Origin of the sequence: Paraburkholderia phenoliruptrix (assembly GCF_019511605.1) — a bacterium.
GTDB classification, from domain to species: domain Bacteria; phylum Pseudomonadota; class Gammaproteobacteria; order Burkholderiales; family Burkholderiaceae; genus Paraburkholderia; species Paraburkholderia phenoliruptrix_A.
On sequence record NZ_JAEUAV010000025.1, the window covers coordinates 21229 to 41888 of the forward strand.

14 protein-coding genes are annotated in these 20660 nt (G+C 65.0%); 3 read left to right on the forward strand and 11 right to left on the reverse strand.

Annotation, left to right across the window (positions count from 1 at the left end; all coding sequences use genetic code 11):
- Positions 1-57 precede the first annotated feature (57 nt).
- Both JNB89_RS24830 and JNB89_RS24835 read right to left on the reverse strand, forming a co-directional pair.
- Positions 58-1107 carry an ABC transporter substrate-binding protein gene (locus JNB89_RS24830; RefSeq protein ID WP_220363957.1) on the reverse strand — a complete coding sequence of 350 codons (1050 nt, stop codon included), beginning with the start codon at positions 1105-1107 and terminating at the stop codon, positions 58-60.
- A gap of 104 nt (positions 1108-1211) precedes the next feature.
- Positions 1212-2324, reverse strand: a complete 1113-nt coding sequence (locus JNB89_RS24835) for an ABC transporter ATP-binding protein (RefSeq protein ID WP_013342099.1) — start codon at positions 2322-2324, stop codon at positions 1212-1214.
- 130 nt (positions 2325-2454) lie between these two features.
- Between JNB89_RS24835 and JNB89_RS24840 the strand changes: the two genes are divergently transcribed.
- Positions 2455-3990, forward strand: a complete 1536-nt coding sequence (locus JNB89_RS24840; protein WP_220363958.1) for a PLP-dependent aminotransferase family protein — start codon at positions 2455-2457, stop codon at positions 3988-3990.
- Positions 3991-4047: 57 nt separating this feature from the next.
- Here the strand turns inward: JNB89_RS24840 and JNB89_RS24845 are convergent, their stop codons facing one another.
- Together JNB89_RS24845 and JNB89_RS24850 are read right to left on the reverse strand one after the other, a co-directional pair.
- Entirely contained in the window at positions 4048-7935 is a 3888-nt protein-coding gene (locus tag JNB89_RS24845; protein WP_220363959.1) for a DUF748 domain-containing protein, read from the reverse strand.
- Positions 7936-8204: 269 nt separating this feature from the next.
- Complete coding sequence (locus tag JNB89_RS24850) at positions 8205-9629, reverse strand: DUF1254 domain-containing protein (protein ID WP_220363960.1); 1425 nt, start codon at positions 9627-9629, stop codon at positions 8205-8207.
- A gap of 261 nt (positions 9630-9890) precedes the next feature.
- Here JNB89_RS24850 and JNB89_RS24855 point away from each other — a divergent pair, with 261 nt between their 5' ends.
- Positions 9891-12248, forward strand: coding sequence for a heavy metal translocating P-type ATPase (locus JNB89_RS24855; RefSeq protein ID WP_220363961.1), 2358 nt, complete (start codon positions 9891-9893; stop codon positions 12246-12248).
- Between the two features lie 179 nt (positions 12249-12427).
- Positions 12428-14401 carry a methyl-accepting chemotaxis protein gene (locus JNB89_RS24860; protein WP_135895155.1) on the forward strand — a complete coding sequence of 658 codons (1974 nt, stop codon included), beginning with the start codon at positions 12428-12430 and terminating at the stop codon, positions 14399-14401.
- 164 nt (positions 14402-14565) lie between these two features.
- On the opposite strand, the gene JNB89_RS24865 is transcribed toward JNB89_RS24860, so the two are convergent.
- The 7 genes from JNB89_RS24865 to JNB89_RS24895 form a co-directional block, all read right to left on the reverse strand.
- Complete coding sequence (locus tag JNB89_RS24865) at positions 14566-15177, reverse strand: flavin reductase family protein (RefSeq protein ID WP_013342105.1); 612 nt, start codon at positions 15175-15177, stop codon at positions 14566-14568.
- Positions 15178-15239: 62 nt separating this feature from the next.
- Entirely contained in the window at positions 15240-16199 is a 960-nt protein-coding gene (locus tag JNB89_RS24870) for a 3-hydroxyacyl-CoA dehydrogenase family protein (protein WP_220363962.1), read from the reverse strand.
- Positions 16200-16346: 147 nt separating this feature from the next.
- Positions 16347-16652 carry a hypothetical protein gene (locus JNB89_RS24875; protein ID WP_013342107.1) on the reverse strand — a complete coding sequence of 102 codons (306 nt, stop codon included), beginning with the start codon at positions 16650-16652 and terminating at the stop codon, positions 16347-16349.
- Between the two features lie 427 nt (positions 16653-17079).
- Positions 17080-17238 (reverse strand): hypothetical protein, encoded by a 159-nt coding sequence (locus JNB89_RS24880; RefSeq protein ID WP_013342108.1) that lies wholly within the window; start codon positions 17236-17238, stop codon positions 17080-17082.
- Between the two features lie 203 nt (positions 17239-17441).
- Entirely contained in the window at positions 17442-17750 is a 309-nt protein-coding gene (locus JNB89_RS24885; protein ID WP_223216852.1) for a hypothetical protein, read from the reverse strand.
- Positions 17751-17926: 176 nt separating this feature from the next.
- Entirely contained in the window at positions 17927-19756 is a 1830-nt protein-coding gene (locus JNB89_RS24890) for a hypothetical protein (RefSeq protein ID WP_223216853.1), read from the reverse strand.
- A gap of 129 nt (positions 19757-19885) precedes the next feature.
- Positions 19886-20572 (reverse strand): MgtC/SapB family protein, encoded by a 687-nt coding sequence (locus JNB89_RS24895; protein ID WP_220363965.1) that lies wholly within the window; start codon positions 20570-20572, stop codon positions 19886-19888.
- Between the last annotated feature and the right edge of the window lie 88 nt (positions 20573-20660).

The window sequence follows — 20660 nt, forward strand, 5'->3', positions numbered from 1 at the left end:
CTTGCCACACGCAACCGCGCGCGCACGGCTTCGCCGTGCGGCGCGTGATCGCATCGCTTACTTCGAAGCCCACGACGAGAAACGCTGCTCCAGTTCGTCGCCGTGGTCGGTCCAGAACGACAGGTTCTGCAGCACCGCGTTCTTGCCGTTGGCCGGCGAGTTCGGCAGATTTGCGAGCGTCTTCGCGTCGAGCCCCTTGATCGCCGCCACGTTCACCGGGCCGTAAGCGATGTGGTGCGCGTAGTCCTGCTGCGGCTTCGACGAAAGCGTATAGGCGATGTACTTCTCGGCCAGCGCCTTGTTCGGCGAGCCCTTCGGAATTGCCCAGTAATCGAGGTCATAAATGCTGCCGTTCCACACGACCTTCAGGTTCTTGCCTTCCTTCTGCGCGGCATCGATCCGGCCGTTATAGGCCGTCGACATCACCACGTCGCCCGCCACGAGAAACTGCGGCGGCTGCGCGCCGGCTTCCCACCACTGGATGTTCGGCTTCAATTCGTCGAGCTTCTTGAACGCGCGATCCTGGCCTTCCTTCGTCGCGAGCACCTTGTACACGTCTTTCGGCGCGACGCCGTCGGCCATCAGCGCAAACTCGAGGTTGTAGCGCGCGCCCTTGCGCATCGCACGCTTGCCCGGAATCTTCTTCACATCCCAGAAATCGGCCCAGCCGGTCGGTGCGGTTTTCAGCTTGTCGGCGTTATACGCGAGCGCCGTCGACCACACGAAGAAGCCCACGCCACAGGTTTGCGGCGCTTCCGGAATCAGATCCGACTTCTTGCCGATCTTCGACCAGTCGAGCTTTTCATACAGCCCTTCGTCGCAGCCGCGGCCAATGTCGCCCGACTCGACTTCCACCACGTCCCAGTTCACATGCTTGGCCTCCACCATCGCCTTGACCTTGGCCTGCTCGCCGTTGTATTCGACAGCAGTCACCTTGTTGCCGGTCTGCGACTCGAACGGCTGGTTGAAGGCCGCCTTTTGCGCGTCCCCGTTGGCGCCGCCGAAGTTGACGACCGTCAGTTCGGCCGCGTTGACCTGCGCCGCGCCCAGCGCGAACGCCACAGCACCGACAGCGATAGCGCAGCGCGATTTCCCGATCTTGCTCATGGTGAGTTGCTCTCCTTAATGGTGGTTTCCAGCTTCAGTCATGCGACTTTGTTATGTGCTGCTGATTGCCCCGCTCCATGCAATCATGCGCGCGTTTGGCGGGCTCACGCCCCCGCGAATACCCGCAGATGCTCCGGCGCGAACTCCAGTGCGACAGGCGCGCCGGGCGCGAAAGACTCGAGCGCGTCGGTACCCAGCGGCACCTTGACGAAACACTCGTCCTGCTGCGGCAAACCGCAGCGCATCCGCACGTGGTCGCCGAAATAGATGAGCCCGCGCGCTTCGCCGGCAAGCGCATTGGCGCCCGGCCGCACAGCGCCGTTGCGCTGGCCGCCCGTCGCGAGCTTCATGCGTTCGGGTCGGATGCAGGCGACGGCCGGCGTGCCCGCCCGCGCACCGCCGATATTGCGGCCGGTCAGCCGCGTGCCGTCGGCGAGATGGAACTCGCAGTACTCGCCGTTCACGTTTGCAATCGTGCCGCGCAGCTTGTTGCTGTCGCCGATGAAGTTGGCAACGAACTCGTTGCACGGCGACTCGTACAATCGGTCCACGGTATCGAGCTGCTGCACGACGCCTTTGTCGAATACAGCAACGCGGTCGGACATGGTCAGCGCCTCGCCCTGATCGTGCGTGACGTAGACAAAGGTCACGCCGAGCTTCTCGTGCAGCGACTTCAATTCGTACTGCATGTGTTCGCGCAACTGCTTGTCGAGCGCGCCGAGCGGCTCGTCCATCAACACGAGCTTCGGCTCGAACACCAGCGCGCGCGCGAGCGCAATGCGCTGCTGCTGGCCGCCGGAGAGCTGCGCCGGATAACGCTTCGCGAAGCTCTCCATGCGCACCATCTTCAATGCGTTGTTCGTGCGATGCGCGCGCTCTTCGGCGGAGACCTTGCGCACCGTCAGCGGATACGCGACGTTCTGCTCGACGGTGAGGTGCGGAAACAACGCATAGTTCTGAAACACCATGCCGATGTTGCGCTTGTGCGGCGGCACGGTATTGAGCAGCGTGCCGTCGAGCCAGATCTCGCCGCCGGTGGGAAATTCGAAGCCCGCCAGCATCATCAGGCAGGTGGTCTTGCCGGAGCCCGACGGCCCGAGCAGCGTCAGGAATTCGCCCTGATAGATGTCCAGATCCAGTTGTTTGACGACCAGCGTTTCGCCGTCGTACGTCTTGCGCACGCCTCGAAAGCTGACGATCACTTCATCCGTTTTCATCGCCGTAGTCTCCTCTGCGGTCGGGCCGGCTGCTGCTGCGTCACAGCGGGCTTGCATCAATTGCGTGGCCCACTATAGACCGTTACGGTTCTACAATATGGAACCATTTCATTATTCCGGATAGAACCACTTGGACACGATCATCTTGTCGGATTGGCTCGCCGCCAGGCTCGATCGCGCGGCCGGAGAGCCGCTCTACCGGCAGACTTTGCGGCTCATGCAGCAGGCCATCCTGACCGGCCAGCTGCCGCCCGGCACCAAGCTGCCGAGCTCCCGCACACTGGCTGAAGATCTCGGCATCGCGCGCAATACGGTGCTGCATGTGTACGACCAGTTGACCGCCGAAGGCTACGTGCTGTCGACCACCGGCAGCGGCACTTATGTGGCCGACACGCAGCCCGACAAGGCTGCCGTCAATGCGCGCAGAAAGCCGGCGGTCGCGGCCGTCGGGGCTGCGAACGCGCAGGACAAGCCGGCAAAGCGGGACCTGAACGACCTGTCCAGCCGCGGCCGGCGCCTGATCGGGCAAGCCGGCGTATCCGCGAAACAGTGGGGCGCGTTCATGCCGGGCGTGCCCGATGTCGCGGAATTTCCGGCGCGAACGTGGAGCCGCCTGCAAGCGCGCCTCTGGAAGGAAGCGAACCCCGATCTGCTCACCTATGCGCCCGGCGGCGGCTACCGTCCACTGCGCCGCGCGTTGTCGGACTATCTGCGCGTCGCGCGTTCGGTGAATTGCACGGCGGATCAGATCATCATCACTACGGGTATTCACCAATCCATCGATCTGGCAGTGCGCCTGCTGACCGACGTCGGCGATCGCGCCTGGGTGGAGGAGCCTTGCTATTGGGGCGCGCGCAGCGTGCTGCAGTCGTCGGGTATTACGCTCGTGCCGGTGCCGGTCGACGACGAGGGCCTCAACCCGCGCGAAGAAGATCTGCGGCAGCCACCGCGCCTTGCGCTCGTCACGCCGTCACACCAATATCCGCTCGGCATGGTGATGAGTCTCGCGCGGCGCCGCACCCTGCTCGAATACGCGCGCCAGCACAACGTGTGGATCATCGAGGACGATTACGACAGCGAGTTCCGCTACGGCAGCAGGCCGCTCGCATCGCTCCAGGGACTGGACGACGCCGGCCAGGTCATTTATGTGGGCAGTCTCGGCAAGATGCTCTTTCCGGGCCTGCGCATGGGTTACATGATCGCGCCGGAGCATCTGGTCGACACGTTCCGCATGGGCATTGCCGAGCTGTATCGCGAGGGGCAGTTGATGCAGCAGGCCGTGATGACCGATTTCATCATGGACGGCCACCTCACCTCGCACGTGCGGCGCATGCGTGCGTTGTACGGCGAGCGCCGGCAGATTCTGATCGACGCGATTACCGCACGTTTCGGCAGCGAACTGCCGGTCATGGGCGACGAAGCCGGCTTGCACCTGGTGCTCGGTCTGCCGGACCATGCGGACGACCGCGCTGTAACAGCGGCCGCGTTCGACGCGGGCGTCATCGTGCGGCCGCTCGCGAGCTATTACAGCTGCGATCCGCCCGCGCGACGCGGACTGCTGCTCGGCTATGCGTGCGTGCCGAACGACAGGATCGGTCCCGCATTCGACACGCTCGCGCGCGTCATCGAGCAAACTGCCCTGAAAAAGCCGACGCGCGCCGCCTGAACACCGCGGCCGCCACGCGCGCGGCGGCGGCTTGCGAACGCCGCGCGGCGACGCCGCTCATTTGAGCCCGAAATCGACCCGCGTGGTGGCGCCTTTATCCTTGATACCGTCGGCGTCGAGCTTCGGCGCGACGATAAACACGCGGCTGCTGTCGATCTTGCCTTCCAGGTACTGCTGCACGCTCTGCGCCCGCTGCTGCGCGAGCCGCCGCAGGCTCGCCTCGTCGATGGGTGCGTTGGCGGCCAGCGCGCTCTTCATGTCGTCGTCGGGCAGGCTCTTGGTCAGGCCGACAAAATTGCGCGGCTTCTTGAAGTCCGCGGATTTATAGGCCTTCGTCAAATACTTGTCGTATTCGTTTGCGTCGACTTTCACAGCCGACAGATCCACGCTTTCGCCGTTGCCCACGACGTCCTTGATTTTCTGCTGCTTCACGAGGCGATCCACGTAAAGCGCTCGCAAGGCGGGCTCGTCCACCTTGGGATCGACGCGGCCGATCAGGTCCATCCGGATGGACGGCTTCGAACTGAGCGCCGTGACGATCGTGTCGAGCTTTTTGGTGTCGGCGTCGGTCAATTGCGCCAGGCCCGGTTCGAATTCCACGTAACCCAACTCCTCGCCGCTGCCGCCGAACGCGTTGGCGATCAGCGAGAACGGCGCGGTCACGGCTTTTTGCAGCAGATTGAGCACCGCATGCCAGATCAGCCCGCCGATGCTGAACTCCGGGTTCGACAGCGAGCCGGACACCGGCAGATTGACGTCGATCTCGCCGCGCGAATTCTTCAGCAGCGAAATCGCGAGCCGCACAGGCAGCTTGGTCGCCGTGTCGTTTTCGATGTGATCGCCAAATGTGAGCTGATCGATGAACAGGTGGTTGTCCGCGTTCAGTTGGTCGTTCTCCAGCTTGTAGTGAAGATCGACGTTCAGCTTGCCCTTGGTGATCGGATAACCCGCATACTTCGCGGAATACGGCGTGAGATTGGTCAGCTCGATGTCGTGGGCCGTCGCGGTCAGATCGAGTGCGGGCTTTGCGATCAGCGGGTTGACGCTGCCGCGAATCGACAGCGGACCATTGGCCGCGAGCTTCGCAGCGATGTCGACGGGCGCCGAGGTCGTCGACTGCGTGCCGAACGCGCCGACAGTGCCCTGAATGCCGACCAGGTTGGCGGTGAAGTTCGGCTTGATGAAGTTGTCGGTATAAGTCACGCGGCCCTGCTGCAAGATCAGCTGGCCAAAGTGCAGCTTCACCGGACTTTGCGGCGGCGTCGCGGCGGTCACCGTAGCGGGCTGCGCAGGCGCAGCGGACGACGCCGGAGCCGACGCCGACGCCACCACGGGTGCCGAGGCCGCCACCACCGCAGAGGCCGTCGGCGGCGTCAGCGGCACGGGTTCCGCGCCGGGTCTGGCGTTCTTGTCGCGCGTGAGCGACTGCGCCGCGCCGCTTTCGTGCGCGACCACGTCGTTCAGATTGAGCTTGCCTTGCGCGTCGAGCAGCACGCGACCGTAGAACCTGCTGAAGGTCACGCGCTCGGCGTCCACCGACGTGCCGCGCTCGTCGTAATCGGCCTTCAGTCCGGAAAGCGCGAGCGAGCGCCAGCCTGCAAAGGGATCCGAAGTTGCCTTGTCGAGCATGCGGACATCCACGAGTGCAACGTCGCCGCGATAGGCCGCCTTCAACGACTTTGCCTGGCTCAACGCAAGCTCGCCGCTGCCGTTGAGCAGCGCGCTTGCAATCGTCGCATTCAGCTTGCTGCCGAAGTACGGTTCGAAAGCGGCTGCGTCCAGCCGGTTCGCATTCACTTTGACCGCGACCTTAAGCGGCGTCGCGGTGACGTCGCCCTTCAGGCCGAGCGTGCCTTTCCTGTTCAGCGTGGCTTGCAGTTCGACGGGCAGCGGGCGGCTCAGGTCGTCGCTGATCTGCTGCACTTTCAGTTGCAGCGGCGCGATGCCGAGCTTGACCGGCTGCGGCGTGGTGTTGTCGGTGAAATTGGCCGTGGCGTCCTTCACGTTCAACTCACCGATCTTGTAATGCCACGCCGGACCTTCGGCTTGCGCCTTCTTCGCCGCATGAATGGCCGTGCGTTGCGGTTCGGTTTGATGCGGGCCGGCGAGCGAAGCGAGATTGATGCTGCCGTCCTTCAGGCGTTGCACATCGACGGCGAGGCCCGTCGTGTCGACGCTCGCCACGTCTGCCGTGCGTGCGTTCACGTCGACTTGCCTGACCTTCACGCTGCCTTGCGCAAGCGAGATCACCGGTTGCCGGGTGCCGCGCGGCGCCAGCTTCAGCGATTGCAGATCGAGCTGCGAATCCGCGACCATGACCGCAGCCGGCGACTTCGACCAGTTCGCGCCGATATTGGCGGTCGCGGAAAGTGCACCGTCGGTCACGTCCGCCGCCGTTGCTGCGTCGAGATACGGCTGCAGCAGCGGCAGGTTCAGTGACTTGATATCGAGCTTCGCGCTGGCGGTTTTTGCGGCCAGGCTCAGCGCGCCCGCCGCGCCGAGCGAGCCGCCGTTGCGCGTGAAGCTGGTGTTGAGCGTGTAGTGCGCGGGCGCTGTGCCGAGCGTCGAGAAATCGGTGAGCGTGACCGCCAGCTTTTGCATGCCGGCGTCGACGGGACGCGAAGCCGCTTCGTCATGCACGTTCACCGTGCCGTCGTTGAGTACGAAGCGTTTGATCGACAGGTCGAGCGGCGGTGCGGTTTGCGGTGCGGCCTTTGCGTTTTGAGGCGCAGCCTGCGGAGCCGACGCGGCGGAAGGCACCGACGCGGACGTGACCGGCGCAACTGCCGACGCAACTGCCGGCGCGCTTGCTGACGCATTTGCCGGCGCGCTTGCCGCTTCAGCCGCAGCCTTCGCCGCAGCAGGTGCCGACGCGGGCGCGGGCGCGAACATCCGCTCGACGCTCAGTACGCCGTTCCTGTCGCGCGCGAGGCTTGCGCTTGGCGCGTCGATACGAATGTCGTCGAAATGATAGAGGCTCTTCAGCGGCTCAAGCGTGCGCGCCGCGACGTGCACCGTGCGGGCCGCAAAAAACGGCGCCTTCGTTGAATCGCGCACGTCGACGTCGTTCAGATCGACGCTGCCCGCGACGCGCAGCGAAGGCGCTTCGTTCGACATCACGAAGTTGAGCTTGAGATCCGTGGAGAGTTTGCCGGCCTGCACGATCACCGGCAGTCTGGTGGGCACATACGAGATAAGGCGCGGCACGTCGAGCCCCTCGAAGCGCAACGACACCTCGGATTCGCGCGACGCGGCAAACGGTTTGGTTTTTCCGTCGATAGCGATCGGACTGCCGTCAATCCGCGCGCGCAGCAACGGCTCGACGAAGATATCGGTTTTGGAGGGCAACGTGGCGATGAACGGAATGCCGAGCTTCCATTGATCGATCACATGCGTTGCGCCAAGCAGTTTGTCGTCGAACGTGATCTGGCCATTTTCGAGACGAATGTTGGACACCGAGAAAAGCGTCGGTTTGCTGTCCGGCGCGCTCGGCTGCTTCGAAAATTTTTCGATCAGATCGGTGAAATTAAAGCGCTGCGCGTCGTAGCGAACAATATGAAAGCGCGGCGAATCAAGCTGTATTTCGTCGATAATCGGCGCCGCGCGAAACAGCGAGCTCCATGAGGGCTGAACGATAAGCCGTTCAATATCCACGAAATTGCCCGCGCCGCCGCGCTCGCCAATATGCACGCGGTCCGCCTCGAGTTTCAGCGTATACGGATTGAGCGCAATGCGGCCAATGCTTGCCGGCCGGTCGAGTTGTTTGCTCAGTTGTTGTTCGGCGACGTGGCGAATCAGCGGCGGCGCCGCGAAAAAGCCTAGCAGACCGAACAGTACGATAAAGATCAGCAGACCTGTCATGACGCGACGTGTGCGGCGCGACTGCGCGAGATCGCGCATGGTCTGCATGGAAGAGGCGATTGATGCTTTGTTGATGCTTGCCATGCCTGGTTCTGGATGATGCGGCGGCAAGCCCGCCGCGACACGAAAATCCCGCAAGCGGCAGTATAAGTCGTGAATCTTTCCGGGGATAGAAATGTAAGCCGTGCTTACACAATTACACGCGCGGCGCAGCCGCGCGCGTGTCTCTTATTGCGGTCCCGCGATCCTGTCGCGACCTTATTGCGTTCTTATTGCGATCGTTTGACGGACTCGCGCGGCCGGGCTTCGAAATTTGCGCAGTAGCCGGACATACGCCGACTGCTCGCGCTGATTTACTGACGCACGACGGCAGGCGGTTGCCAGCTGCCGTCGGTGGCCTGGGGCTTGGGCGCATATAAGCGAAGCACCAGTTGCAGATCGGCGCGCGGCGCCGGCAACCAGTTGCCGCTGCGGCTGCGCGTGGACGAGACCGTCACGTCGAGCGAACCGTCACGATTGCGGCGCGCGCCGTTGCGATCGCCCACCGCGATACGGGCCGGTGCGCTTTCGCCGAGCGCGCCGTCTTTCGTATACGCGGTGATCGACCAGAAGCCGCGCACCGGCGGCAACTGATTCGGCGCAAAGTGAATCACGTAACGATTCGCGCCGTTCAGCGCATGGCCGTCGCTGTCCTGAGTCACGACCGCGCGCACTTCGTCGTCTTTCGTGCCGATGCCCGGCTGCGCATACGCGGCGTAAGCGCGCAGCGCGTAGTCCGGGCCGTAGTTGCCCACGCCGTCGCCGAACCAGCTCCAGCCATTGCCCGTCAGCAGGTTCGACGGAGGAGTGACCACGCGCTCGTGACCGTCGGCGAGACCGGCGGCGATCGCGTCCGCCGCGCCCGGCAGCTTCACAGGCTCGCCCGGCGTCACGCCGAGATCAGAGAGAATTTTGAGCGCATGGGGATCGGCCGGCGCCGGCGGGTTGTCGGCGAGCGCTTCCGCGAGCCGGTTGAAGAAGCCGTTCGCGTCGAGCGCGGCGACCTGCGCGGCAGGCGTGCCTGCAGCGCCGACCGCGCCAGCCGCCGCATCCGCCGCACTCCGGGCGGGCACGACCGACGCCGAGCGCGTCTCGCCCACATAGACCGAAAGCGGCGCGACGCGAATCGCGCGCTGAAGCTTGCGCACCGCGGTCAGGTCGCGCGTGCCGTTCGACTGGATGCGCACGCTCACCCATGCGTTGCGGGTCGGCACGTCGACGCGCTTGACGTTTTTCGGCAGGTCGCCTTGCCAGCCAGGTCCGACGAACGCAATAGCCTGCGCCTTGATGCCGTTCGCGCGAGTCGTGAATTGATCCGCCGTCGACCAGACCACGTTTGTCCACATATCGAGAACGCGGGCGTCCACATAGCGGCCACGCGAATCGGGCAGCGCAACGATCACGGGTTCGCTGCCTACATCCAGCCAGCCGGTGGAGTCGAGCGTGTCGAGGCTCGGCAGCATGGGGTTGGCCGCGCCGATGGGCGGCAGCGCCTGCGCGTGGCGCAGCGTGTTGAGCGGCGCACGGCCGGGCTCGGTGCCGACCGCCGCGTCACGCGCGACGCCCATCAGCACCAGTGGATAGCCGAATACATAGGAATCGGCGACTTCGTCCTTGATCCAGCCGGTGGACTTTTGCGTCGTGGACGGCGTCGAGGCGCAACCAGCCAGGAATGCGAGGCCTGCGAGCGATGCGCAGGTCCAGTAATTCGTAAACACTGCTCGGCGATTTTTTATCATTCGTTCAGAGGGCGGAACGTGCTGTCCAAAGGGAGACGCCGGCGCGGCGCAACGGTGCTCGCGCGGTCTCCCAAACCCAGCGCGGCCCGATTGCGTCGCATCGCCGACAACATCGCGTTGTATCGTATCCGCGCTCCCCAGGCAAGCGCAAAGGCGTGAATAGCATGTTGCAGCAAAGGCGCCGGGCGACGAACACAGCCCCTTGACCTTCCCATCATGGGAGGGTCGATACTGGGTTCTACCGGGTCCATTACGCGGCCCATGCCGCCACGAGCCATTGCCATCATGACTGAACTTGCCACTGCTGCGCGCCCCACCGGCGCGAATCCGGCCCCGGCCCGCACCGCCGAACTCGAGATCGGCGGGATGACTTGCGCGTCGTGCGCGATGCGCGTCGAAAAAGCACTGGCGAAGGTGCCGGGCGTCGCCGCGGCATCTGTCAATCTGGCGACCGAAACAGCAACCGTCAATTTGACCGATGCCGCAACCAGCGCGGACGCGCTGATCGCCGCCGTCAGGAAAGCCGGCTACGAAGCGGCGCCGGTCGCCGCGCCGGAGCTCGCGCCGATGCCAGACGCCGAGGCCGACGCCGACGCGCCTCTGGACGCCAATTCCGGCGCGCCCGCCGCTGCCACCGCGAGCGCGCCCAGCGCAGCCGAGCGCAAACGCAATGCAACGCGCCGCGAACTGGCGGCCGTGCTGCTCTGCGCGCTGCTGACGCTGCCGCTTATCGTGCCGATGACGGCCGAATGGTTCGGCGCGCACGCAATGCTTCCGGCGTGGCTGCAGTTCGGCCTCGCGTCGGTCGTGCAATTCGTGTTCGGCGCGCGCTTTTACCGAGCGGCTTACCGCGCAGTCCGCGCCCGCGCGGGCAACATGGACCTGCTGGTGGCGCTCGGCACGTCGGCGGCGTATGGCATCAGCGTCTATCAGCTCGCGAGCCACCCGAACGACACCATGCACCTGTATTTCGAAGCGTCGGCGGTGGTCATCACGCTCGTGCGTTTCGGTAAATGGCTCGAGGCGCGCGCGAAGCGCCAGACCACCGACGCGATCCGCGCGCTCCAGGCGCTCCGGCCAGACCGCGCGCGAATCCGCGCCGGCGCGGGCGAGCGTGAGGTGCCGCTCGCGCAGGTGCAACTCGGCACGGTGGTCGTCGTGCGTCCGGGCGAGCGCGTTCCGGTGGACGGCGCGGTGCTCGAGGGCCGCACTCACATCGACGAGTCGCTGATTACCGGCGAAAGCCTGCCGGTGGCGAAGCAGGTGGGCGATGCGGTGACCGCCGGCTCCATCAACGGCGAGGGTGCGATTGCCGTGACCACCACCGCGATAGGCGCGGAAACGACGCTCGCGCGGATCATTCGCCTCGTGGAAAGCGCGCAAGCCGAGAAAGCGCCGATCCAGCGGCTGGTCGACCGCGTCAGCGAAACTTTCGTGCCGGCGATTCTGGCGATTGCGGCGCTCACACTGATCGGCTGGCTGCTGGCGGGCGCCGGCGGCGAAACCGCGATTCTCAACGCGGTCGCCGTGCTGGTGATTGCCTGCCCGTGCGCGCTCGGGCTGGCCACGCCGGCCGCGATCATGGCCGGGACCGGCGTCGCGGCGCGGCACGGCGTGCTGATCAAGGACGCCGAAGCGCTCGAAACCGCTCATCGCGTGACTATCGTGGCATTCGACAAGACCGGCACGCTGACCGTCGGCCAACCTTCGATGACGGCGTTCGAACCGGTCGGCGACATGAACCGCGACGAGGCGCTCGCTCTGGCGGCCGCCGTGCAGCGCCAGAGCGACCATCCGCTCGCACGGGCCGTCGTCAACGCGTACGAGGCGGCGGGCAAAGCGCGCTCGCTCACCGCCAGCGCCGCGCGCGCCGTGGCTGGCCGCGGTGTCGAAGCGCAAGTCGAAGGCCGCACGCTGGCGCTCGGCAGCACGCGCTGGCTCGAAGAGCTGGGCATTGAACTGTCGCCGCAAATCGCAGCGCGGGCTCGCGAACTCGAGGCGGCGGGCAATACCGTGTCCTGGCTCATGCAACGCAATGCGTCGACGCCCGCCGCGCTCGCGCTGATGGCGTTCGGCGACACCGCGAAGCCGAGCGCGCGCGCCGCCGTCGCCCGCCTTTCGGCAATGGGCGTGAAGAGCGTGCTTGTGACCGGCGACAATCGCGGCAGCGCGGCGAGCGTCGCGCGTGCGCTCGGCATAGACGAATATCACGCGCAAGTGCTGCCGGAAGACAAGGCTCGCGTGATCCGCGACCTGAAGATCAGCAGCGCGGGCATTGTGGCGATGGCGGGCGACGGCATCAACGACGCGCCCGCGCTCGCCGCCGCGGACATCGGCATTGCCATGGCCACCGGAACCGACGTCGCCATGCATGCAGCCGGCATCACGCTGATGCGCGGCGACCCGGCGCTGGTGGCCGACGCGATCGACATTTCGCGCAAAACCTGGCGCAAGATCCAGCAGAATCTGTTCTGGGCCTTCGTCTACAACCTGGTCGGCATTCCGCTCGCGGCGTTCGGGCTGCTCAATCCGATGCTGGCAGGCGCCGCCATGGCGTTCTCAAGCGTGAGCGTGGTGACGAACGCGTTACTGCTGCGCACGTGGAAGGCAAAGCGCTAAGACGCTGCCAAGACGCTAGAAGCACCGCTGCGGCGCCGCTGGGCGTGGGAAGGGCGCCGCAACACCACGAATGCTTAAGCTTGCTAAAGGAACCGTTACCAGCGGCCGTAAACAAGCCACGATGCCGGAAAGTGCCTGCGCACCCGGCATGCTTAGTCCCTCTCACTCCACACACGCCCATGGAACTTCTCTCTTTACGCCGTGCCAGCGTCGGCGCCCGGCTCGCCGTACTGTCATGCGTGCTGGTGGCGTTGATCTTCGCCTCCTTCACGTGGGCGCTGACACGCAGCGCCGGCAAGCAGGTCAGCGACCAGGTGCTCGAACGCATCGCAGAAAAAGACCGCTCCATCGCCGAAATGATCACGCTGTTCGATAAGGCGCTCTCCGCCGAAGTCGACCGCTCGACCTCGCTGTTCGCGAGCTTCCTGCCGAGCACCTATACGCTCGACGAAACGCAGAAAATCGACGTGAACGGCGTGGCCACGCCCGTGTTCAAAGCCGGCGACAAGGTACTGAACATGGATTTCAGTATTCCCGACCAGTTTCTGGAACGCAGCGGTGCGGTGGCGACCATCTTCGCCCGTACCGGCGACGACTTCGTGCGCGTCACGACATCACTGAAAAAACAGGACGGTTCGCGCGCCATCGGCACGCTGCTCGATCGCAACGGACCGGCGTATGCACTTCTCGTCGCCAACAAGACGTACACCGGGCTTGCTGCGCTGTTCGGCAAACGTTGGATCACGCAATACCGCCCGGTGACGGACGCAAGCGGCCGCGTGATCGGCGCGCTCTTTGTCGGCGTGAACGTCGACCAGGAAATCCAGCAGGTACAGGACGGCATCCGCAACCTGAAGATCGGCGATAGCGGCTATTACTTTGTGGTGAACGCGTCGAAAGGCGCGGATCGCGGCAAGCTGATCGTCCATCCGGCCGCCGCCGGCCAGGCCGCGGACAATGCGAACGCGCCGTATCAGCAGATGCTCGACATGAAGCAAGGCCGGCTCGAATACAGTTCCGCCGACACCACGCTCGGCGAGCAAGGCGCGCGCGACAAATTCGTTTCGTTCGTCACCGTGCCCGAGTGGCAATGGCTGGTGGGCGGAGTCGCGCCGCGCGACGAAGTGATGGCAGAAGTCAACGCGACGCGCAATCGTTTTCTTGTTGCGGGCTTCGTGCTGGTCGGCGTGTTTGCGGTGGTGTTCCTGTTCGCGGTCCGCCGCCTCGTCAGCCGGCCGCTCGAAGAAGCCGTCAAGGCGTCGGAGCGCTTTGCGTCGGGCGACCTGAGCGTGCGCGTCGCTGCCAGCGCAAGCCGGCGCGGCGACGAGATCGGCCGGCTGATGCGTTCGATAGACGGCATCGGCGAAGGTCTCGCGCGCATTGTTTCGCAAGTGCGCAGCGCGTCGACCGATATGTCCGAAGGCACCGAGAAAATCGCCACGGGCAGCGGCCACATCGCCTCGCGCATCGCGACCCAGGCGAGCAGCCTGGAAGAAACCGCGGCGAGCATGGAGCAGATCACGTCCACGGTGCAGCAGAATGCCGATCACGCGACGCAGGCGAATACGCTCGTTACGCGCGCGGCCGACGCGGCGCTCGAAGGCGGTCGCGCGGTGGAACGTGTGGTGTCGACAATGGGCGACATCAGCCGCTCGTCGCAGAAAATCGCCGAGATCACGAGTGTCATTGAAGGCATCGCATTCCAGACCAACATTCTCGCGCTCAACGCGGCCGTCGAGGCAGCGCGCGCGGGCGAGCACGGCAAAGGCTTTGCGGTCGTCGCCTCCGAAGTGCGCGCGCTCGCGCAGCGCAGCGCGGCTTCGGTGAAGGAGATTGAAGGGCTGATAGCCGAATCGACGACGACCGTGCAAAGCGGTTTCCAGATCGCCGAGCAGGCCAGCAGCACGATGCAGGGCATCGTCCAGCAGGTCGGCCAGGTACGCGCGATCATGGCGGAAATCAGCGTCGCGTCGCGCGAGCAGTCGGGCGGCATCGAGCAGGTCAACCTCGCCGTCACACAAATTGGCGAAGCGACGCAGCAGAATGCGACGATTGTCAGCCAGGCCGAAGAGGCCGCCGCCGAACTGCGCGATCACGCCGCGCGTCTCGCGCAAGTGGTCAGCGTGTTCAAGCTGGAAAACGAGCGGCGGTGAAGGCCGTGAAGGCGGGTGACGGCCGGACTTGCGAGCGGACTTGCTAGCGGCCTTGAGCAGGTCCGGCCCGCGCTCAGAAAGCGTGCGCCGGCTGGCGCTGCCGGCTATCTCCCGGCGCGGTTTGCGCGTGCCTGGACCGCGCCGCTTCGCGCCGCGCCCATGCCCTAGGCGGTCGGCCGGAACATCTGGAACATCGCGCCGATTTCCGCGTAATCCGCTCGGTAACCTGCGCGCATGATCGGCTGCGCCGCGTGAGTATCAAAAAGGCCGTCCTTGAGATACGCCTCGTTGATGTGCACGCCCACCACCTGACCCAGCGACAGATAGTTGTCCATCGGCTTGCCGTCCAGATCGTGCAGGCGGACCACCTGCAGCAGCTTGCATTCGAGCGCGGCCGGCGACTCGGCAACGTGCGGCACCCGCACGTTGCGCCCAGGCGCGGGCGTGAGCCCCGCCAGTTCGAATTCGTCCACATGCGGCGCGACCGGCGCCGACGAGCGGTTCATCTGCTCGGCAAGGGGTTTGGTCGCGAGATTCCAGACGAATTCGCCGGTGGCCTCGATGTTGGACACGCTGTCTTTGCGCCCTTCGCTGCAAAAACCGATGATCGGCGGAAAGGTCGCGAATGCGCCGAAAAAGCTGTAAGGCGCGAGATTGAGCGTGCCTTGGGTGTCGCGCGAAGCAATCCATCCAATCAGACGCGGCGCGACGATTGCCTTGAAGGGATCGTGCGGCAGATTGTGGCCGGCGGCGGGATCGTAGAAGTAATGAGACATTCGCTAGGGGAAAGGAAAGAATAACGGGCAGTTATACCGCAGAGTCCGGCGCGGCGTGGGTTCTACCCTCGCCCAATGACCCGCTTGCGCCCTTCGCTCACCTGCGCGAGATGCACGTCGTCCCAGTCATAAAACCCGGCCCCGCTGCGCACGCCGACACGCCCGGCGTCAACCTGCTCGCGCAGCAGGTCGAGCACGTCTTCGTCTTTTGCGAGTTCGGGCATCAGATGCGTGGAGATATCGAGGAAAGTATCGAGGCCGCCCATGTCCGCCGCTTCCAGCGGACCGACGATTCCCCAGCGGCGCCCGAGCGACGCCTTCATCACGCGGTCCACCACCTCCGGCGTCGCCGCGCCCGAGCGCACGATGTTCAGCGCCTCACGCAATACCGCAAACTGCAGACGGTTGCCGACAAACCCCGGGATGGCCTTGGTCAGGACTACCGGTTCCATGCCGATCGCGGTCATCAACGCGGCGGTTTGTGCGGTGACGTCGGACGCGGTCGCGCTTCCAGGCACCACTTCCACAAGCGGAATCATGTGCGGCGGGTTCCAGAAATGCGCGATGACAAAGCGCTCTTTGGCTCGCAACGGCGCGGCGAGCTGATCGGGAGTAAAGCCGCTCGTGTTGCTGGCGAGAATGGCGTGATCGGCGAGCAGCGCGGTCAGCTTTTCGTACAGGCGGTGCTTCAGTTCGAGCACCTCGGGAATGGCTTCGATCACGAAATCAGCCGCGCGCATGACTTCGAGGTCGGCATGCGTCTCGATGCGCGCGAGCGCCGCCTGCTTTGCCTCGGGGCCGATGCGGCCGGCGTCGATCAGTTCGTCGAGCACCGCTTGCGCTTTCGGCGCGACGCTCGCGAGGCGCGCCGGGTCGACGTCGTGGACTACCGTACGAAAGCCGTGCAATGCGCTTTGCGTCGCGATGCCCACGCCCATCAGGCCGGTGCCCACCACGCCTATCACCGCATTGCCTGCGCTCGCTGTGCTTGCTGTGCTAACTGCCTTGTCTGCCTCGCTCACGACACTCCCTTTCTCAGATCGCGTAAAGCATTCAAGCATAGCGCAGCCCGCGCAGACGCTATGCCAAATGCGGCAAAGCCGGCCCTCCTCGCGGAAAAGCCGGCTTTGCGGATTCGCGCCGCGTGAAGCGGCGCGGGGTCACGCGGATCAGTAGCGCGGAGGCGGACGATGTTCGTCGCGGCCATGATGACGCGGATCGTAGTCGTGCGGATGATGGCGCATCCACTCGTCATGGTTCCAGTAGCGGTGGCCGTCGTAATAACGGTCGCCGTGCCAGCCGATGTCGATCGACACGCCCACCGGCATCAGATGCGGCTCGCCATAAACAACCGGCGCCGGGCCGTGGTCGACGATTACACGTTCCTGAGCGGATGCGCCGCCTGCAGCCAGCATGGCGCCGCCGGCCAGCAATGCTGCGAGAACGGTCCGCGATGTCTTGTTGAAAGTTTTCATGGTTCTCTCCCATCAAAGTTGAATCACGTCGACGCCGCGCGGTAGAGCCCGGACTTCAGGGCCTGCACACTGTGCGGCGCGTCTGGAAACCACTTTAACGACCGAAACCGCACGAAGACGTGAGCACTTGTAAGCGTGCATTTCAAAGAGAGGGACGGATAGCGGAACCGGGTTTTCTCTCAGAACTCCCGCCCATCAAGGCTTGCCGGATTGGACGCGGGTGTGTCGCAGCGGGATCCTGTCAGCCGCCGTTACATCCATTTCGGACGGGAAATTATTGATAGGCCCAAGCGAGCGGCAGAAGCCCGGCCTAGCGCCGCACAAACAAAAGCCACCGCACGCTCTCGCGGGCAGTGGCTTGAATTGATGCACGCGCACTTTTCGTGCGCACCCGGCGGTTCTAGCGCGCCGGTTGGACCGCTGGCTATCAGTCGGTCAGCTTGATGCCGAACAGCGTAGCTTGCGCCTTGCGCTGACGTTCGGCTTCGCGGGCACGCGCCGCGTACGAGTAGTCCGTGTCCAGCGGCAGGTGGGGCGACGCAAAGAGGTCGCTGACCTTTTGGAACAATGCAAAGATGAAGCTCATGGCGACTCCCGGTTAGTTGCTGCAATTGCTAGGGTTTTCCCTTAAGAAGCATTATAGGGTTTTCCCTAGGCGAAAGCTAGTGCAATGCAACATAACCTTGAAAAAGCGCTTGAAAACCCGGGATACAGCCATATTGCGTTGCAACATGACAACGTCCCCGTTTCTTGCGCCCGGGCGGCCCGGCATGTCGGCGGCTCTTGCGCCTATTGAAGCGTGGGCGGCGCGGGTTTGCGGTTCGAAGCGCGCCGCCTCGCCACCGCAGTTTTGCGCGGATTGACGACCGCTGCGTCGACGGCCCCTTGTGCCGATGGGTCGGCGGCCGCCAGCGTGGCACTGTTCACGGACACGATCAGACCGGGCAGCGTGCGCGTGGGCTGGTCCTGCGGTTTGACGGCAGCGCCCGTAGCGGAAAACTCGACGTTTAACGCCCAGTGTCCGTGATGTATCCCCTGATCGCGCAGGAGTGCGGCGATCAGGTCGTCGATGGAGTATTTGTGTTCGCTAGTCGGCATGTTGGCTTCGGTGCAATGAGGCGCTGGCGTGTCCGATTCAGTCCGCGGCAGCAGCATGCAGAGTGTAGAGCGGCCTGACAGGCTTGCGACGAGCGGCAGGCGGCGCCTGCCTTACGGCATCTATCGGAGGGGTGGTAAGAGAGCGCTGCAGCCGGCCCGGCAGGCAGCGCATCCTCTTAATGCGTGGCGGGCGTTTTCGGCTTGTGAAGGCGCTGCGCATGGCCCGCGCGCTTGCTGTTCGCGGACGCCGGCGCCGCGGCCGGCTGCTGAGATGCCGGCGACGCCGACGCTGGCGCGACCGCCGGTGCAGCGGCCTGGGCGGCGGCATTGGCCATCGCCATCTGGGTGTCGAGCAGACTGGCCATTGCGGCCTGCTGGTTTTGCATCATTTGCTCGACGCGATGCTGTTGTGCTGTCGTCTCGCGCGTCAGGCGCATCAAAAGCACGGTTTGCGTGATGCCGATCGCGACGGTCATCAGCAGCGCGCCGACCACAATGGACAGCATCCATTTCATGCGGCGCGAATGATCGGTGGCCGCGCGGCGCTGGTCGGCGATCACACCGTACAACGCGTCGACGGTGTCCGCGAAGGCTGTCGCGCGTGCCCGGTCGAGTTCCGGCGCGGTGGGTGAGGCGGCTTCCGGGTATCGCGCTTCATGCGCTTTGGTGCGCACGCCTGCCAATGCGGCGAAGCCGGGGGCTTCTGTACCTCGCCCTGCCGATGCTGCTGGGCCGGGCGGTTTTGTATCCATTTTTGACGACGCCGTTGGGCCGGGCGCTTCTGTGCCCCTTCCTGCTGAAGCGGCCAAGCCGGACGCTCCCGTACCCACGTTTGGCGAAGCCGCCTGGCCGGGAATCCCTCTACCCGGATTTGCCGAAGCCGCCTGCCCGGGCATTTCTGCGCCCCTTCCCGCCGAAGCCGCCGAACCGGGCGCTCCAGTACCCACTTTTGCCGAAGCCGCCTGGCCGGGCATCCCTCTACCCGGATTTGCCAAAGCCGCCTGCCCGGGCATTTCTGCGCCCCTTCCGGCTAAAGCCGACGAACCGGGCGCTCCAGTACCCACTTTTGCCGAAGCCGCTTGGCCGGGCACCCCAATAGCCCCTCTTGCCGATGCGGCCGCGCCGGGCGCTTCTGTATCCGCCCCTGCGGACGCTGCCGTACCGGACGCTCCTGTATTTATCGCCGTAATCGTCGTCGATGCCGCCGCCGGTCGCACCTTCGGATCCATCGTCGGCGATGAGGCCCCCTCGGCCGGCAACCTCCGTCCGGTGCCCAGCGTCACACGCTCACCTGGCAGGCCCGTGGCCGCCGCTGGCATTCCGTCGCTGCGGCTCATCCCTGCCGACGCCGCCTCGCTTGCCCCCTTCACAGGCACCGGCTGCACCGGCTGCACCAGCCTCGCACCGCTGCGCACGCCATTCGCTTCTGCCGCCTCCGCAGCGCTCCGGTCTGCCGCCTGACGCAGCGCGGCGACGCTCCGGGCCACCGTGGCGGCCGCCATCGCGGGCGTGAGTGGCGCAGTCGCTGCGTTGGCCGCGTCAGCGACACCTCCAGCCGGCGGTTCCTGCGCCGCCCCAGCCCCCGCCGCCTCTGCCGGCAACGGCTCCATCTCCAGCCCGCTCAATTGCGCGTGGACCGCAACCGGCTCATCGGTCTTTGCCGCGCGCGGCAGGCGGCGCCCGGTCCTTGCATCGAGCGATGCGGTGTCAGCCGTATCCAGCGCGCCGACCGCCGCGAGCACCACATCGGGCAATTCGAAGCCATGCAGCGTCCCCTGGCGAATGTCGATATTCATCGCTTCGAGGGTGGCGCGGGTCGGATCGTCGGGGAACAGGTCGAGCGTGCTGTCGTCGCGCACGACATCGCTCAGTTGCGCAAGGCGTTGTGCAGAGCGCGCGGCGCGCGCCAGTTTCTTTTCGGTTTCGGTGGAGACGGTGGCCTGCCGACGCTTCTTCGAAGCGGCGCGCTCAGGCCGGGACTGCTTGGATACTGCGGAATCTGCCATAGAGAAAAACGCGGTGGTCGCCGGAGAGCGGGCGCCGGCACCGCTCGTCAATGCCATTGGAATTTTTCGAGACCGCATTGTCGCATGGCCTCCACCGCCGCCGAAGTTATTCGCCGACGATTTTCCGTTTCAACCGGCCGCGTCGTCCTGCCGGAACTCCCTCACGCCCCGCAGTTGACGCAAGCGCGTGCAGATCGCCTCATATTCGGCACTCGACACGCGATGCAGCGTGATCATCACCTCGTCGCATTCGGGCGTTTCGTCGTTCTGCTGCATCACGAACTGTTTGACGCGCGAGCTGGCCGCGCCGAGCTCGTCGTGCAGCGAGTGGAAGGTCACGGCGCCGCGCTCGACCAGCATGGTCACCTGGCGCCGCTGCTTCGCAGTAATGAAACGCCGCTCGAGCGGCTTGATGCCCGCGAGGATGATCAGAATGATGACGGTCGCTGCAATCGACGCCGTATAGAGCCCGCCGCCGACCGCGAGCCCGATGGCCGCGACCGACCAGAGGCTCGCCGCCGTGGTCAGCCCGCGCACGATTTCGCCGCGCAGCAGAATCGAACCCGCGCCCAGAAAGCCGATGCCGGAGACAACCTGGGCCGCCATTCGCGAAGGGTCGAGCACCACGTGTTCGCTGCCGAGCACGTCGGCAAAGCCGTAGGCCGACACGATCATGATCAGCGCCGAGCCCACGCACACGAGCATGTGCGTGCGCAAGCCGGCCGCCCACGAGAGCCGCTCCCGCTCGAAGCCTATTACGCTGCCGAGCGCGGCGGCAAACACCAGTCGGGAGATGAGTTCGAGATCACCCAGCATCGTTCTCTCCTTATTGAAATTTTTTGCAGCGTTTTCCCCACCCATTTCGGGCGCCGGCAGGCATCCGTTTGCATTATGCTAAGCCGCG

What these genes read in the sequence shown, in the direction of transcription:
- JNB89_RS24830 (WP_220363957.1), bottom strand. Translation starts at nt 1,107, where the DNA reads ATGAGCAAGATCGGGAAATCGCGCTGCGCTATCGCTGTCGGTGCTGTG.
- JNB89_RS24835 (WP_013342099.1), bottom strand. Translation starts at nt 2,324, where the DNA reads ATGAAAACGGATGAAGTGATCGTCAGCTTTCGAGGCGTGCGCAAGACG.
- JNB89_RS24845 (WP_220363959.1), bottom strand. Translation starts at nt 7,935, where the DNA reads ATGGCAAGCATCAACAAAGCATCAATCGCCTCTTCCATGCAGACCATG.
- JNB89_RS24850 (WP_220363960.1), bottom strand. Translation starts at nt 9,629, where the DNA reads ATGATAAAAAATCGCCGAGCAGTGTTTACGAATTACTGGACCTGCGCA.
- JNB89_RS24855 (WP_220363961.1), top strand. Translation starts at nt 9,891, where the DNA reads ATGCCGCCACGAGCCATTGCCATCATGACTGAACTTGCCACTGCTGCG.
- JNB89_RS24860 (WP_135895155.1), top strand. Translation starts at nt 12,428, where the DNA reads ATGGAACTTCTCTCTTTACGCCGTGCCAGCGTCGGCGCCCGGCTCGCC.
- JNB89_RS24865 (WP_013342105.1), bottom strand. Translation starts at nt 15,177, where the DNA reads ATGTCTCATTACTTCTACGATCCCGCCGCCGGCCACAATCTGCCGCAC.
- JNB89_RS24875 (WP_013342107.1), bottom strand. Translation starts at nt 16,652, where the DNA reads ATGAAAACTTTCAACAAGACATCGCGGACCGTTCTCGCAGCATTGCTG.
- JNB89_RS24880 (WP_013342108.1), bottom strand. Translation starts at nt 17,238, where the DNA reads ATGAGCTTCATCTTTGCATTGTTCCAAAAGGTCAGCGACCTCTTTGCG.
- JNB89_RS24885 (WP_223216852.1), bottom strand. Translation starts at nt 17,750, where the DNA reads ATGCCGACTAGCGAACACAAATACTCCATCGACGACCTGATCGCCGCA.
- JNB89_RS24890 (WP_223216853.1), bottom strand. Translation starts at nt 19,756, where the DNA reads ATGGCAGATTCCGCAGTATCCAAGCAGTCCCGGCCTGAGCGCGCCGCT.
- JNB89_RS24895 (WP_220363965.1), bottom strand. Translation starts at nt 20,572, where the DNA reads ATGCTGGGTGATCTCGAACTCATCTCCCGACTGGTGTTTGCCGCCGCG.